The sequence below is a fragment of the Pseudomonas sp. NPDC087626 genome (genome assembly GCF_044743405.1).
Taxonomy (GTDB): domain Bacteria; phylum Pseudomonadota; class Gammaproteobacteria; order Pseudomonadales; family Pseudomonadaceae; genus Aquipseudomonas.
In genome coordinates this window covers 42,325-56,494 of record NZ_JBIUWJ010000025.1, presented here as the reverse complement: position 1 = coordinate 56,494, position 14,170 = coordinate 42,325, and the positions used below count along the sequence as shown (strand labels likewise).

The window sequence follows — 14,170 nt, the reverse complement described above, 5'->3', positions numbered from 1 at the left end:
GAGCCAGGACCGCGCATAGGCAGGCCGCGGCTGCTCATCGCCCGGCGTACAGGTCCAGGGCCTGGAGTTCGGCGGCGACCTCGAGGATGCACGCGCGCAGGGTCTCGACGATTTCGTCGACCTGGGCATGGGTGATGATCAGCGGCGGCGACATTACGTTCAGGTGCATGATCGGCCGCACCAGCAACCCCTTGGCCTGGGCCCGCAGATGAATCCGCTCGCCGATGTTGACCTCGTCGGCAAACAGCGCCTTGCTGGCCTTGTCGGCCACGAACTCGACGCAGGCCATGAGTTTCTCGCAGCGCACATCGCCCACCAGCGGCAAACCACGCAGGGTTGCCAGGCGTTGTTCCAGGTAGCTGCCCACCTCCTGCACGTGGGCCAGCAGGTTCTCGCGCTCGATGATCTCGATGTTCTTCAGCGCCGCGGTGCAACACACCGGATGGCCACTGTAGGTGAAACCGTGGGTGAAGCAGCGCCCTTGGCCGGGCTCGGCGATCACGTCCCAGATCCGCGTCGAGAAAATGCACGCCCCCAGCGGCAGGTAGGCCGAGGTCAGACCTTTGGCGGTGGTGATGATGTCCGGCTGCACGCCGAACAGCTCGCTGGAGGCGAACCACTTGCCCAGGCGGCCGAACGAGGTCACCACTTCATCGGCGACAAACAGGATGTCGTGGGCCTGGCACACCTGCCACATGCGCTGCAGATAACCTTCAGGGGGAATGATCACCCCGCCGGAGCCCATGATCGGCTCGGCAAAAAACGCCGCGACCCGGTCGGCACCGATGCTGTGGATCTTGTCTTCGAACTCCTGGACCAGGAATTCGAGGAACTGCGCCTCGTCCATGCCATCCGGGGCGCGGTACGGGTTGGGGTTGGAGACGTGGTGGATCAGCTCATGGGCGTAATCGAATTCCGGCACCCGGTCAGCAGCCTTGTTGCCGATCGACATCGTCAGGCAGGTCGAGCCGTGATAGGCGTTGTAGCGGGCAATGATGTGTTTCTTCTGCGGTTTGCCACGGCAGTTCTGGTAGTACTGGATCAGTCGATAGGCGGTGTCGACCGCAGTCGAACCACCGGTGGTGAGGAACACGTGGTCGAGATCGCCGGGAGCCAGGCTGGCAAGTTTTTCGCAAAGCTCGATTGCCACCGCATTGGCCATGTCGGAGAACGGATTGGCGTACGCCAGTTGCCGGACCTGATCGGCAATCGCCAGGGCCATTTCCTCGCGGCCCAGGCCGATGTTGGTGCACCACATGCCGCCCACCGCATCGAGAAAGCGCTGGCCTTCACTGTCGTAGATATACGCGCCGTCGCCGGCGACGATGTTCAGCGCGCCGTTTTGCCGGTGCTCATCGAACACGTGGTAGCCGTGCATGTGGTGGGCCTTGTCGGCCTTGACCAGTTGGGCGTTATCGAACTGGTTGAAGAACTCGGCGTTGGGTGTGGTCATGGCAAAGGTCTCGAAGGTGATGATCAATCAGCTGGGATAATCAAGGTGGGAGCGAGCCGGCACTGACTCAGAGCCCGGTCTTTACCGTGCTCCAGACCCGAGTGATGGCGCGCATGTCCTTGGCATCCTGGGTCTTCTGCGCAAACAGCCGCGCACGCGTGGCCGCGTCGGGGTAGATCGCCTGGTTGTCACGCACCTCGGGCTGCAGCAACGCGGTGGCGGCCTGGTTGCTGTTGGCGTAGTGGATGTAGTTGCTGACGTCGGCCATTACCTGGGGTTGCAACAGGTACTGGAGGAACTTGTGGGCGTTGGCCACGTGGGGCGCGTCACTGGGGATGTACATATTGTCGAACCAGATCAGCGAGCCTTCCTTGGGCACGAAGTACGCCAGGTTGATCTTCAGCTTGGCCTCCTCCGCCCGGGCCTGGGCGGTGGCGTAATCGCCGGACCAGGTCATCGCCATGCAGACATCGCCATTGGGCAGGCTGGTGAGGTAGTTCACCGAGTCGAATTTCTTGATGTAGGGTCGCACCGACAGCAACAGGTCCTGGGCGGCCTTGAGGTCGGCCGGCGCGGCGCTGCGGGGGTCACGGCCCAGGTAGGTCAATGCCAGGGGGATGACTTCGGTGGGCGCATCGATCAGGGTCACGCCGCAGTCGGCGAAGCGCGAGACAATCTTGGGATCGAAGATCATCGCCAGCGAACCGATAGGGGCATCGGGCATGCGGGCCTTGATCATGTCGACGTTGTAGGTCACGCCATTGCTGCCCCAGGTGTAGGGCGCCGAATAGGCCACACCGGGATCGTAGCCCTGCAGGTCCTGCAGCACCTTGGGGTCCAGGTTGCTCCAGCCCGGCAGTTGCTGCTTGTCCAGGGGTTGGAACACCTTGGCCTTGATCAGCGGCGGCACCAGAGAGGCATTGAGCACCACCAGGTCGTAACCGGAGTGGCCGGTGAGCAGCTTGGCCTGCACCGTCTCGTAGGCATCGAAGGTGTCGTAGATGACCTTGATCCCCGTGGCCTGTTCAAAGTCGGCCAGGGTCCTTTCACCGATGTAGTCCGCCCAGTTGTACAGCCGCAGCGTGTGGGCATCGTTCACCTCGGCGGCATGCACCGCCCAGGACAAGGGAGCTAGCAACAGACTGGAAAACACGTGTAGTGCCTTGCGCATTGCACATTCCACCTTATAAGCAGACTCGGCTCTGGATGAGCGGACGTGCTTACTATTGGCGGATTGACGCAACGGCACCATACCCCGAATGGGGGTGGACGACCGCCCCCCAAACGCAGAACCGTAGCAGCTGTCGAGCCCGCGAGGCTGCGTCAACGGCCGCACGACGTTCATTCAACTCGGCAATACATCCGCCGGGGGTCGCTACGCAACCCAACGCAGCCTTCGGCAGCGGCTACAGGGATATCCGTCAGACTGCCAGCACGCTGCAGGACGCCTGGTACAGCAGATGCTCGGTGGTGCTGCCGATGAGTTTTTCCAGGCCCCGAGACTGATTGCGCCCCAGCACCAGTACATCGACCTGGTTCTGATGGGCGAATTCGGCCAGCACCTGGACTGGATCACCCTTGATGAAGTGCCGGTGCTCCGGCGCTACGCCAAAATGCTCGGCGGTATTGAGGAAGGCGTTTTCCAGGTCCTGGCGCAATTGCCGGGTCAAGTCGCTCAACGCCAACCCGGCGGCGCCCAGGTCACCCAGAAAATCGGCGGTTATGTCGCAGGCTGTGACCAGGTGCAGTTCGGCATCGCATTGCAACGCCAGGCGTTCGGCCTGCTTGAGGATCCGCTCGTTGAGCTTTTGATTCTGTGGCTGGTCATTGGCGCTGTCGATGGCCGCAACGATCTTGCGCGGCAAGGCCTGGGCCTGGTCGCCCACCAGGTAGGTCGGCACCGGGCAATAGCGCAGCAGGTGCCAGTCCATCGGGGTGAAGAAGGTGCGCTTGAGCAGCGGTTCCTGCTGCACTTGCTTGATCAGCAGGTCCGGTTGCAGTTCGCTGACGTGCTGCAGGATGTCGCTCCTGACGTCTTCGGACCACGTGGTGTAGGCCGTGACCTCAACCCCGCTGACTCGCAGTTGATGGGCTTGCGCCTGGAGCCAGAGGTCCTGTTCCTGCAGATAGCTGGCCCGTGCGCTGGCCCAGTCATCGCCCTCCAGCAGGGAAAGGATGCCCAGGGACTTGATCAGCCCGACGATGTGCAGGCTCGCGCCACTGGCCCCGGCCAGCGCACCCGCCTGCTGGATGGCCGGCGACTGGCGCAGGGCCGGGTTGATGATCAGCAGCAGGCGTTGGTACTGGCTCATGGTCGGATTCTCGGATGAAGTTATGTTCAGTATTGACCCAAGACTGCACCCGTGGGGGTTTAGCGTATTGATCCCGATCAAGGCCGGTGGCTGGTCAGGCCATAGTTGGGGGCCGCGGATACAACTGCTCGTCAAACTGGGCCAGTCGCGGGAACACCAGGGGCTGTTCATCCGCCAGGTGCTGCAGGCGCTGGTCGTACTCCACCAGAAATGCCTGGCGCGCCTCATCGCTGATATAAGGCACGTGCCAGGCGACAAACGGCTCCAGCACATCAAACCCAACGTAGGCCAAGGTCCCGCGCAGGATCGGCCGCAGCATGTCTTCCAGCGGGCCGTGAATCGCACCGTCGCCGAACATGTGCTCACGCCCCCCCAAGGTCACCGTCACCAGCGCCTTCTTCCCGGCCAACCCACCCTGATCGTAAAAACGCTTGCCGCCATAGCAAATGCCCGACACCAGCACCCGATCGATCCAGCCCTTGAGCATGGCCGGGGCGGAGAACCAGAAGATCGGGAAGTTGAGGATCAGCAAGTCGGCCCACAACAGCTTGTCCAGCTCGCCCTGGATGTCCGCGGCCAGGGATTGGCTCTTGACCCCCAGGCGTTGTTCCAGGGCGTAGACCAGGTAATCGGGGTTTTCCCGCGAGGAAAAGTCCTGGCTGCTGGCGACCGGATTCCAGTTCATCGCGTACAGGTCGCTAACCTGCACCTCGTGGCCCTGGGCCTTGAGGGTGGTCACGGCCTGGTCACGCAGGGCCGCGGTGAAGGAGTTCGGTTCGGGGTGAGCGTGGACGATCAATACTTTCATGATGATTCCTTAGACGTCTGCAAGCGTCGGCGTTGAAGGGTGTGCAGCGCGCGTGGCCAGCAACCGGTCGAGCCAGTCGGGGTCCATTTGCGGTTCGGATGAAAACAGCAGCCCGGTGTAGTCCTGGTGCGGCGGGGTAAAGATGGCATCACGTGAGCCGTGGTCGACCACCCTGCCCCTTTGCATCACCAGCACCTCGTCGGCAATCGCCCGCACCGTGGCCACGTCGTGGGTGATGAACAGGTAGGCGACGCCGAGCTGTTGTTGAATACGGTTGAGCAGTTTCAGTACACCCTCGGCCACCAGTTGGTCGAGGGCCGAGGTCACTTCGTCGCAAATGATCAGTTGCGGATCGGCCGCCAGCGCCCGGGCGATGCAGATCCGTTGTTTCTGCCCACCGGACAGTTCCCGGGGCTGGCGCTCCATGAACGTCGCCGGATCGAGTTCGATCATCTCCAGCAACTCGGCCACCCGGGCGCGCATGGCCTGGCCCTTGAGCCCGAGGTAAAACGTCAGCGGCCGGCCAATGATGTCGACGATGCGCTGGCGCGGGTTGAGCGCCGTGTCGGGGATCTGGTAGATCATCTGGATCTTGCGCAGTTGCTCCTTGCTGCGCTGGCGAAAATCCGCCGGCAGCGGCTGACCGTCGTACAGCACCTGCCCGGCCGTCGGTGGCAGCAGGCCGGTGATCAAGCGCGCAGTGGAGCTTTTGCCGCTGCCGGATTCACCGATCACCGCCAGCATCTGGCCACGGTACAGGCTCAGGGATACGTCGTGCAGTACCGGGTGCTGACCATAGCTGGCGCAGCTGTTGCGCAATTCCAGCAACGGCTGTTCCTGCTGCGGCAAGGGCTTGGGTTCGGTGCGAAAACTGCGCACCGCCCACAGCGACTTGGTGTAGTCCTGCTGCGGGGCGTCGAGCATTTGCCGGGTCTGGGCCTCTTCCACCAGCTTGCCGTGGCGCAGCACCATGATCCGGTCGGCCATCTGCGCCACCACCGCCAGGTCGTGGCTGATGTAGATCGCAGCGCTGCCATACGTTGCCACGGCGTCGCGGATCGCCGCCAGCACCTCGATCTGGGTGGTGACGTCCAGGGCCGTGGTCGGCTCGTCGAAGATGATCAGGTCCGGATGGCAAGCCATCGCCATCGCGGTCATGACCCGCTGCAACTGGCCACCGGAGACCTGGTGCGGATACCGCTGGCCGATCTGCTCGGGGTTGGGCAGGCGCAGCACCCGATACAGTTCGACGGCTTCGGCCATGGCTTGCGCGCGGCTGATGCCGGCGTTCTGCACGGCGGTTTCGACGTGCTGGTCAATCAAGCGATGGGCCGGGTTGAACGACGCCGCGGCACTCTGCGCGACATAGGCGATGCGCAGCCCCCGCAGTTTGCGCAGGGTCTCGGGCTTGGCGGCCAACAGATCGATGCCATCGAACTGCAGCGATCCGCCGGTGATCCGGCAGCCATCGCGGGTGTAGCCCATGGCGGCCAGGCCGAGCGTCGACTTGCCGGCCCCCGACTCGCCGATCAGGCCCAGCACCTCGCCCCGTTGCAGGGTCAGGTCGATGCCCTTGATCAACGGGTGCCAGGCGTCCTCGTAGTGACCTTCGATGTGCAGGTTGCGGATTTCCAGCAGCGGTTTGGCAGTATTCATCATCAGCATTCCTTGAGACCGCTGGATTTGTGCAGCATCCAGTCGACGACGAAGTTGACGCTCACCGTGATCAACGCCACGGCCAGGGCCGGCAGCAAGGGGCTGATGTCACCGAAGGTGATCAGCACCGCGTTGTCGCGCACCATGCTGCCCCAGTCGGCCGTGGGCGGTTGAATCCCCAGGCCGAGGAACGACAGCGCGCTGATGAACAGGAACACAAAGCAGAACCTCAGGCCGAACTCGGCAATCAGCGGCGCCGCGGCATTGGGCAGCACCTCGCGGGTCACCAGCCACCACAGGCCTTCACCCCGCAGCCGCGCGGCCTCGACGAAGTCCTGGACCACCACGTTCATCGCCACCGCGCGGGACAAGCGAAATACCCGGGTTGCATCCAGCAGCGCGATCACCAGCACCAGCGAGGTGGCCGTGGTGCCCACCACGCTGAGGATCAGCAAGGCAAAGATCAGTTGCGGGATGGCCATCAGGATGTCCACCACCCGCGACAGGCCCTGGTCAACCCAGCCGCCCTTGATCGCCGCCACCAACCCGCTCAAGCCGCCGAGCAGGAACGCCAGCAGCGTAGTCAGGAAGGCAATCCCCAGGGTATTGCGGGCACCGTAGACCAGGCGGCTGAACATGTCGCGGCCCAGGTTATCGGTGCCCAGCAGGAACTCGCCGCCCCAGGGCGCGAAGCCCTCGCCCACCACCTGGGTTTCACCGAACGGCGCCAACAGCGGGGCGAACAGCGCCACCAGGACATACAGCACGATCACCAGCAGGCCGAACTGGGCGCTAAGCGGCGCCCGGAACGGTGCCCGGAGCAATTGTTTAAGCAGGCTCATGGTCTACCCCTTCGGATGCATCAGGCGTGGGTTACTGGCAATCGACAGCACGTCGGCGCTGGTATTGAGCAGGATGTAGGTGGCCGCGAAGATCAGGCTGCAGGCCTGCACCACCGGAATGTCGCGCTTGGCCACCGAGTCCACCAGCAACTGGCCAAGACCGGGATAGACAAACACCACCTCGACCACGACTACCCCCACCACCAGGTAGGCCAGGTTCAGCGCCACCACGTTGACGATCGGCGCCAGCGCGTTGGGCAGGGCGTGGCGAAAGATGATCCGCGACGGGCTGATGCCCTTGAGCCGGGCCATTTCGATGTAGGGACTGGCCAGCAGATTGATCAGCGAGGCGCGGGTCATGCGCATCATCTGCGCGATCACCACCAGGCTCAGGGTCGCCACCGGCAGCACCGAGCGCTCGAGGATGGTGCCCAGCGAGGCGTCTGGAGCCAGGTTGGAAATACTCGGGAACCAGTTGAGTTTGACTGCGAACACCAGGATCAGCAGGTAGGCCACGAAGAACTCGGGAAACGACACCGCACTCAAGGCCGAGGTGTTGAGCAAACGGTCGAACCAACTGTTGCGATACAACGCCGCGAGCATGCCCAGCAACAAGGCCAGCGGCACCGAGACCAGCGCCGCCAGCAGCGCCAGGCTGAAGGTGTTGCCCAGGCGGCTGCCGACCAGCTCGGCGATCGGCCGCTGGTTGGCCAGCGAAACCCCCAGGTTGCCCTGCAGCAACTGCCAGATCCAGTGGCCGAAGCGGGTCAATGGCGGCAGGTCCAGGCCCAATTGCGCGCGGTAGGCCGCCACGGTTTCCGGGGTCGCTGACTGGCCGAGCATGGCCTCGGCGATGTCACCGGGGAGCATGCCGACGGCGAGGAAGATGATCACCGATACGGCGAACAGGGACAGCAGGCCCAGCGCCAGGCGCTGACCCAACAGCTTGAAAATACTTCTCATCGTGCGGTTCCTTGAATTGGGCACGCCTTTGAAGATTGCGATTTTCTACTGTGGGAGCGAGCGCCCGCTTGCGGCTTGCTCGCGATGGCGGCAGTACATTCAACATCAATGTTGCCTGACCAATTGCTGTCGCGAGCAAGCCGCAAGCGGGCGCTCGCTCCCACAGGGATTTTCATCGCTTCGAGAATTTCTTACGCCTGCCACCAGCGCTCGATCACCCGCAGCCCGTCCAGCTCGCCATACGGCGCGGTCTGGCCGCCGTGGCTGACTCGCTTGGAACGGGCCGCCACGGAGCTGGCGAACAACGGCACGATCGCCCCGCCGTCGTCGCGGCACAGCGCCTGCATTTCGTTGTACATCTCGCGGCGCAGCGGCTCGTTCATCTCGCCCCGGGCGGCATTGAGCAACTGGTTGAAGCGCGGATTATCCCAGTGGGTTTCGTTCCAGGCCGCGCCCTTGGCGTACCCGATGCTGAACATGCGGTCGGCGGTCAGGCTGCTGTACCAGAACGAGGTGGTGAAGGGTTGCTTCATCCACACGTTGGAGAAAAAACCGTCGGCTGGCTCGCGCACCACGTCGATGTCGATCCCGGCGGCTCGGGCCTGCTCCTTGAACAGCACCGACGCGTCCACGGCCCCGGTGTAGGCTGCATCGGACGCTTGCAGGCGCACCTTGAGCGAATCCATGCCGGCCTTCTTCAGGTGGAAACGCGCCTTGTCCGGGTCGTAGGTGCGTTGCTCCAGCGCGCTGTTGATGAACCGGCTGCCGGGCTGGATCGGGTGGTCGTTGCCCACCAGGCCATAGCCATAGAGCACCGAGGCCAGCAGGGTTTCGCGGTTGATCGCGTGCTTCATTGCCAGGCGCACGTCGTTGTTCTGGAACACCGGGCTGTCGGTCAACATGGGAAAGGTGTAGTGCTGGGCGCCCTTGGTTTCCTCGATCACCAGGTTGGGGTTGCGCTTGAGCAGCGCCACAGTCTTGAGGTCGACTTTGTTGATCACGTCCACCTGGCCGGTCACCAGGGCGTTGACCCGCGCGGCGCCATCGGCAATGGCGATCAGTTCGGCGCTGGCGAAGTGCGCCCGGCCGGGTTTCCAGTAGTCGGGGCTGCGCTCCAGGGTCATGCGCACGCCCGGTTCGAAGTCCTTGAGTCGATAGCCGCCAGTACCGACCGCAGACTGCCAGTCCGGCAGACCGTCCTTGCTGGGCATGATCACCAGGTGGTAATCGGCAACCACATAGGCGAAATCGGCGTTGCCCGAGTGCAGTTCGAACACCACGCTGTCCGGGCCCTGGGCGCTGACTTTGGCGACATCGCCGAGCACGGTCTTGGCCGCCGATGTCGACTTCTCGCCCAGGTGGTGCTGGATCGAGGCCACCACATCGTCGCTGTTCAGGCTCTTGCCATTATGGAAGGTCACGCCCGGGCGCAACTTGAAGGTCCAGACCCGCGCGTCCGGGCTCGACTCCCAGCTCAGCGCCAGTTCCGGAATGGCGCTGCCGTCGACGGCGATTTCACTCAAGGTGTTGTACACCGCCGAGAACCCGACAAAGGTGAAGGTGTCGCTCCAGGAGCCGGGATCGCGCGAGTCGGTGGTGCTGCCACCGGCCAGGCCCAGGCGCAGCACGCCACCGGGCTTGGGGATCGCCTCCTCGGCAAATGCGCCAAACGGCAAACCCATAGAGAAGGCACCGGCCATGGCGGCCGCAGCCGCGCTGTACTTGAGGAAGTCCCGGCGCGGGAAGCTATGTGCATGGATCGCTTGAGTAATTTTGTTGTTGTTATCGCTCATTGCATGGCCTCTGATCAAAAGCTGCGTTGTTAATCGATTACCGGTCCAACTCCACGCAAGGCACCGGGCCATGGCCCGGTGCAAACACCCTGTGGGGCGTCAACCGTCACACCTGGATCGCCTTCACTTCGACGAATTCATTGAGCCCCTCTTCCCCCCACTCCCGGCCATTACCGGATTGTTTATAGCCACCGAACGGCGCCTGGTAATTGAACGCCGCGCCATTGATAAAGCACTGGCCCGCGCGCAGTTGCCGGCCCAGGTGCAATGCGCGCTCAGCACTGCCGGCCCAGACCGCGCTGGACAGGCCGAACGGCGAGTCATTGGCGATCTGCAACGCGTGCGCTTCATCGATGTAGGGGATCAGGCACAGCACCGGGCCGAAGATCTCTTCCTGGGCGATGCGCATGCGGTTGTCGACATCGGCGAACAGGGTCGGCGTGACGTAGTAGCCCCGCTCGAACGCCGACGCGTGGTCACCGCCGCACACCAGCCGCGCACCTTCCTGCTGGCCGAGCCGGATGTAGTCCTGCACGGTGCGCCGTTGCGCCGCCGAGCACATCGGTCCGAGAAAACTCTGTGGATCCAGCGGATCACCCATGGCCAGGCCAAGGGTTTGCTCGCGTGCCAGTTCCACCGCCTCGGCGTAACGACGGGCGGGCAAGAGCATGCGCGTCAGGGCGGTGCAGGTTTGGCCGGAGTTGATCATCACGTCCTGTACGCCGTACTGCACGGCAGCGGCCAGGTCGGCGTCCTCGGCGATCAGCAGCGGCGACTTGCCGCCCAGCTCCAGGCACACCCGCTTGACCGACGGTGCGGCAGCCTGGGCCACGCGCACTCCGGCGCCAGTGGAGCCGGTGAACGACAGCATGTCGACATCCGGGTGCTTGGCCAGGGCCTCGCCGACTTTCGAACCCGGCCCGCTGACCAGGTTGAACACCCCGGCAGGCAGGCCGATGGCCTCGATCATCTGCGCCAGCAGGAACGCGTGCAGCGGGGTTTCCTGGCTCGGCTTGACCACCACCGTGCACCCGGCGGCCAGGGCCGGCGCCAGTTTGCCCAGCAGTTGATGCAGCGGGTAATTCCACGGATTGATGAAGGCACAGACACCCACTGCTTCACGGATCACCAGGGAGTTGCCGACCTCACGGACCTGATCCATCAGGCCCGCCAGCTCCGCGTATTGCTCCAGGCCAATGATCGGCCCGTCGACTTGTACCGAGCGGCACCATTGCACCGGCATCCCCAGTTCGCTGGTGATCACTGCCGCCATCTCGTCCGCCCGCAGCCGCAGTTGCTCGGCCAGCGCGCGGATGTAGCCGGCACGCACATTGGAGGCGGTACGTGACCAGGGACCAAACGCCCGCCGCGCCGCAGCCACGGCCAGTTCGACATCACGCTCATCGCCCAGCGGCACGCGGCCGGCGAGTTCTTCGGTGGCCGGGTTGATCACCTCGGCCACGCCCTGCCCCGACGGGGTCAGCCAGCGGCCATCGATATACAACAAACGGTGATCAAGCATGGGCCTGGGCCTCCATCAATTCATGGGCACAACGGGCGATGCGCTGGCAGGCCTCGCGCAGTTGTTCGCTGTCGACCACCAGGCCCAGGCGGATATGCCCGGCCGCACTGGGGCCAAAGGCTTCGCCGGCCAGCACCGAAACGCCGTGGCGATCCAGCAGACGGTCGGCAAACGCCTGGGCGCTGAGCCCAGTGGCGCGGATATCGAGCATCACGAACATCCCGCCATCGGGTTTCAACGCCCGCACCCCGGGACAATCGGCCAACACTGCGCAGACCAGGTCACGGCGCTGGCGATAGGCCTCGCGCATCGCCGCCAGTTCTGGCAAGTGGTTGTCGAGGGCGACCACGGCGGCATCCTGGACGAAATCCGGCAGGCCATAGAGCATGCACAGCGCAAGGTTTTCCAAGTGCGCAGCCAGCGCCGGTGGCGCCACCACCCAGCCGATCCGCCAGCCGGTCATGGCGTGGGATTTCGACAGGCTGTTGAGGGTCGCCGTGCGCTCTGCCATGCCCGGCAGACTGGCCGGACTCACGTGTTCGCCGTCAAACAGCAGCTCGCTGTAGACCTCGTCGGAAATCAGCCACAGGTCATGGCCGATGCACAGTTCGGCCAAGGCTTGCCAGGTGCTTCTCGGCAGGCTGGCCCCTGAAGGGTTGTGCGGGCTGTTGAGCGCCAAGGCCCGGGTGCGCGGGGTGATGCGCGCGGCGACGTCTTCGGGCATCACCCGAAAGCCATTCTCGGAACGCACCGGCACCGGGATCACCACCGCGCCGCAGGCACCGAATACGGCTTCGTAGGTGACGTACATGGGCTCGGCGACCAGTACTTCATCGCCCGGGTTGAGCACACACTGGGCCACGCTGAACAGCGCACATTGGGCGCCAGCCAGGACGATCACCTGTTCAGTGGTGACTGCCTGGCCACTGCGCGCCTGGTGCCGACGGGCGATGGCGTCACGCAGAGTGCGTTTGCCGCGCACGTCGGCGTAGTGGGTGTTGCCCGCCAGCAGGCTGTCGATGGCGGCCTGGACGATGGGTTCCGGGGTGTCGAAATCCGGGTCGCCCACCGACAGCAGCAGAATGTCTGCACCTTGCTCGCGCAAGGCCAGTGCACGGTAGTGAATATCCCAGGCGGCGGCGCCGTCGCCGGCGATACGTTGGGTCAGATCGGAAAAACGCATGGTCCTGCCTCCGTCAAACAAACCATCAAGTCAATGAGCGCAGGCATGCTTGAGCTCGATCAGGGTGACGCCGTTGCGTTTGAAGCCGTGGCGCAAATCGGTCTGCAACTCGGCCAGGCTCTGCGGCTGGCTGACGGTGCAGCCGAATGCTCGGCCGAGGGCGGCAAAGTCCGGATTGCGCGGCAGCACGCCGATCGGCTCGATGTCCAGGCTCAGCATGTCGTCGCGGATCTGGCCCAGGGCGTCGTTGTTCCACAGCAGCACCACCAGCGGGCTGTCCAGTTCCTCGACGGCGGTCGCCAGTTCCTGGGCGGTGTAGAGGAATCCACCGTCGCCCACCAGCACCAGGCCCGGACGCTGCGGTGCGCCGAACTTGGCGCCGATCCCGGCGGGCAAGCCATACCCCAGGGTGCCGTAGCCTGTGGGGTGCAACCAACTGCGCGGGGCCAGACTGGCGAAGGCGTAGTTGCCGGTGTAGGCCAGTTGGGTCATGTCGGTGCTGATAAAGGCGTTGTCCGGCAGTTCGGCGCCAATGCGCTGCAAAATCGCCTGGTGGATCGACTGCAATGGGCCGTGACCGGCCTGCACCGCTTCGCGCAAGGCGGCGACGGCGGCAATCGCCGCGCTGGCGTCGCGCGGGCCGGACGGCAGGCGTTCGAGCAAGCCGTCCAGGGTTTGCCGGGCATCGCCGTGCAAAGCCACGGCACAGGGGTAGAAGTCGTTGAACTTGCGGGGGTCGATATCGACTCGCAGCAGCTCGGCATTCAACGGCAAGCGCTCGCGCCAGAAGTCTGTGTCGGCCATTTCCGTGCCTACTGCCAGCACCACGTCCGCCTCGGCGATCAACTGCCAGCCCGGCTCCACGCACAACGACGAGCCGGCGTTGAGTGCTGCCTGCGGCGGCAACAGACCCTTGCCGGCGACACTGGTGAACAGCGGCGCGGCCAGCCTGGTGCTGAGTTGCTGCAGTTGCGCGCTTGCGTCCAGGGCGCCGCCTCCGGCGATGATCATCGGCCGTTTGGCAGCGTTCAATTTGCTCACTGCCTGGTCCAGGGCGCTGGCGCACGCGGCGCCACGTCCGGGCCGCACCACCACGTCCTGGCTCCAGTCGCGCGACACCGGTGCCGACAAGACGTCCAGCGGCACGGAAATGTGCACCGGGCGCGGCCGCTCGCTGTCGAACACCGCGTAGGCGCGGGCAATCAATTGCGGCAGGTCGTCAGTGCTCAAGGCTACGGCCGAGAACGCGGTGATCGGCGCCGTCATGGCGCGCTGGTCCTGGGTTTCGTGCAGGCAGCCCCAGCCCTTGCCGAGGCTGGCGGTGTGGTTGACGCTGGAGATCACCAGCATCGGGATCGAGTCGGCATAGGCCTGGCCGATACCGGTGGCGGCATTGGTTACCCCGGGGCCGGTGATGATGAAGCAGACTCCCGGTTTGCCGCTGACCCGCGCGTAGCCGTCGGCCATGAAGCTGGCGCCTTGCTCATGCCGGGTCAGGACGTGGCGGATGCCGCTGCCGGGCAAGCCGCGATAGAGTTCCAGGGTGTGTACCCCGGGAATGCCGAACACGGTGTCGACCCCGTAGTTGGCCAGCAGGCGAACCAGGGCCTGGCCACCGGTCAATGGTGTGGTGTGCAT

At 64.4% G+C, this 14,170-nt stretch carries 11 protein-coding genes; all 11 read right to left on the bottom strand.

Translation table 11 applies throughout. From position 1 onward, the window contains the following. Nucleotides 1–34: 34 nt before the first annotated feature. Entirely contained in the window at nt 35–1,453 is a 1,419-nt protein-coding gene (locus ACIOVD_RS19890) for an aminotransferase (RefSeq protein WP_095170297.1), read from the bottom strand. A 67-nt stretch (nt 1,454–1,520) separates the two neighbouring features. Beyond that, nucleotides 1,521–2,624, bottom strand: a complete 1,104-nt coding sequence (locus ACIOVD_RS19885; protein ID WP_159995930.1) for a polyamine ABC transporter substrate-binding protein — start codon at nt 2,622–2,624, stop codon at nt 1,521–1,523. Nucleotides 2,625–2,874: 250 nt separating this feature from the next. After that, nucleotides 2,875–3,765 (bottom strand): universal stress protein, encoded by an 891-nt coding sequence (locus ACIOVD_RS19880; protein ID WP_095170271.1) that lies wholly within the window; start codon nt 3,763–3,765, stop codon nt 2,875–2,877. A 94-nt stretch (nt 3,766–3,859) separates the two neighbouring features. Then, nucleotides 3,860–4,573 (bottom strand): NAD(P)H-dependent oxidoreductase, encoded by a 714-nt coding sequence (locus ACIOVD_RS19875; RefSeq protein WP_401129778.1) that lies wholly within the window; start codon nt 4,571–4,573, stop codon nt 3,860–3,862. Between the two features lie 9 nt (nt 4,574–4,582). Then, nucleotides 4,583–6,229 (bottom strand): ABC transporter ATP-binding protein, encoded by a 1,647-nt coding sequence (locus ACIOVD_RS19870; RefSeq protein ID WP_401129776.1) that lies wholly within the window; start codon nt 6,227–6,229, stop codon nt 4,583–4,585. Between the two features lie 2 nt (nt 6,230–6,231). Further along, the gene (locus ACIOVD_RS19865) at nt 6,232–7,071 is read right to left on the bottom strand and encodes an ABC transporter permease (protein ID WP_401129774.1); all 840 of its coding nucleotides are present in this window, start codon (nt 7,069–7,071) and stop codon (nt 6,232–6,234) included. Nucleotides 7,072–7,074: 3 nt separating this feature from the next. Then, entirely contained in the window at nt 7,075–8,034 is a 960-nt protein-coding gene (locus tag ACIOVD_RS19860) for an ABC transporter permease (protein ID WP_401129772.1), read from the bottom strand. A gap of 191 nt (nt 8,035–8,225) precedes the next feature. Continuing rightward, entirely contained in the window at nt 8,226–9,827 is a 1,602-nt protein-coding gene (locus tag ACIOVD_RS19855; RefSeq protein WP_401129770.1) for an ABC transporter substrate-binding protein, read from the bottom strand. 106 nt (nt 9,828–9,933) lie between these two features. Continuing rightward, on the bottom strand, nt 9,934–11,349 hold the full coding sequence (locus tag ACIOVD_RS19850; RefSeq protein ID WP_401129768.1) for an aldehyde dehydrogenase family protein: 1,416 nt from the start codon (nt 11,347–11,349) through the stop codon (nt 9,934–9,936). After that, nucleotides 11,342–12,532 carry a pyridoxal phosphate-dependent aminotransferase gene (locus ACIOVD_RS19845; RefSeq protein WP_401129766.1) on the bottom strand — a complete coding sequence of 397 codons (1,191 nt, stop codon included), beginning with the start codon at nt 12,530–12,532 and terminating at the stop codon, nt 11,342–11,344. Before ACIOVD_RS19845 ends, ACIOVD_RS19850 begins: the two co-directional genes overlap by 8 nt. 30 nt (nt 12,533–12,562) lie before the next feature. Beyond that, nucleotides 12,563–14,170 (bottom strand): 5-guanidino-2-oxopentanoate decarboxylase, encoded by a 1,608-nt coding sequence (locus ACIOVD_RS19840; RefSeq protein WP_095170263.1) that lies wholly within the window; start codon nt 14,168–14,170, stop codon nt 12,563–12,565.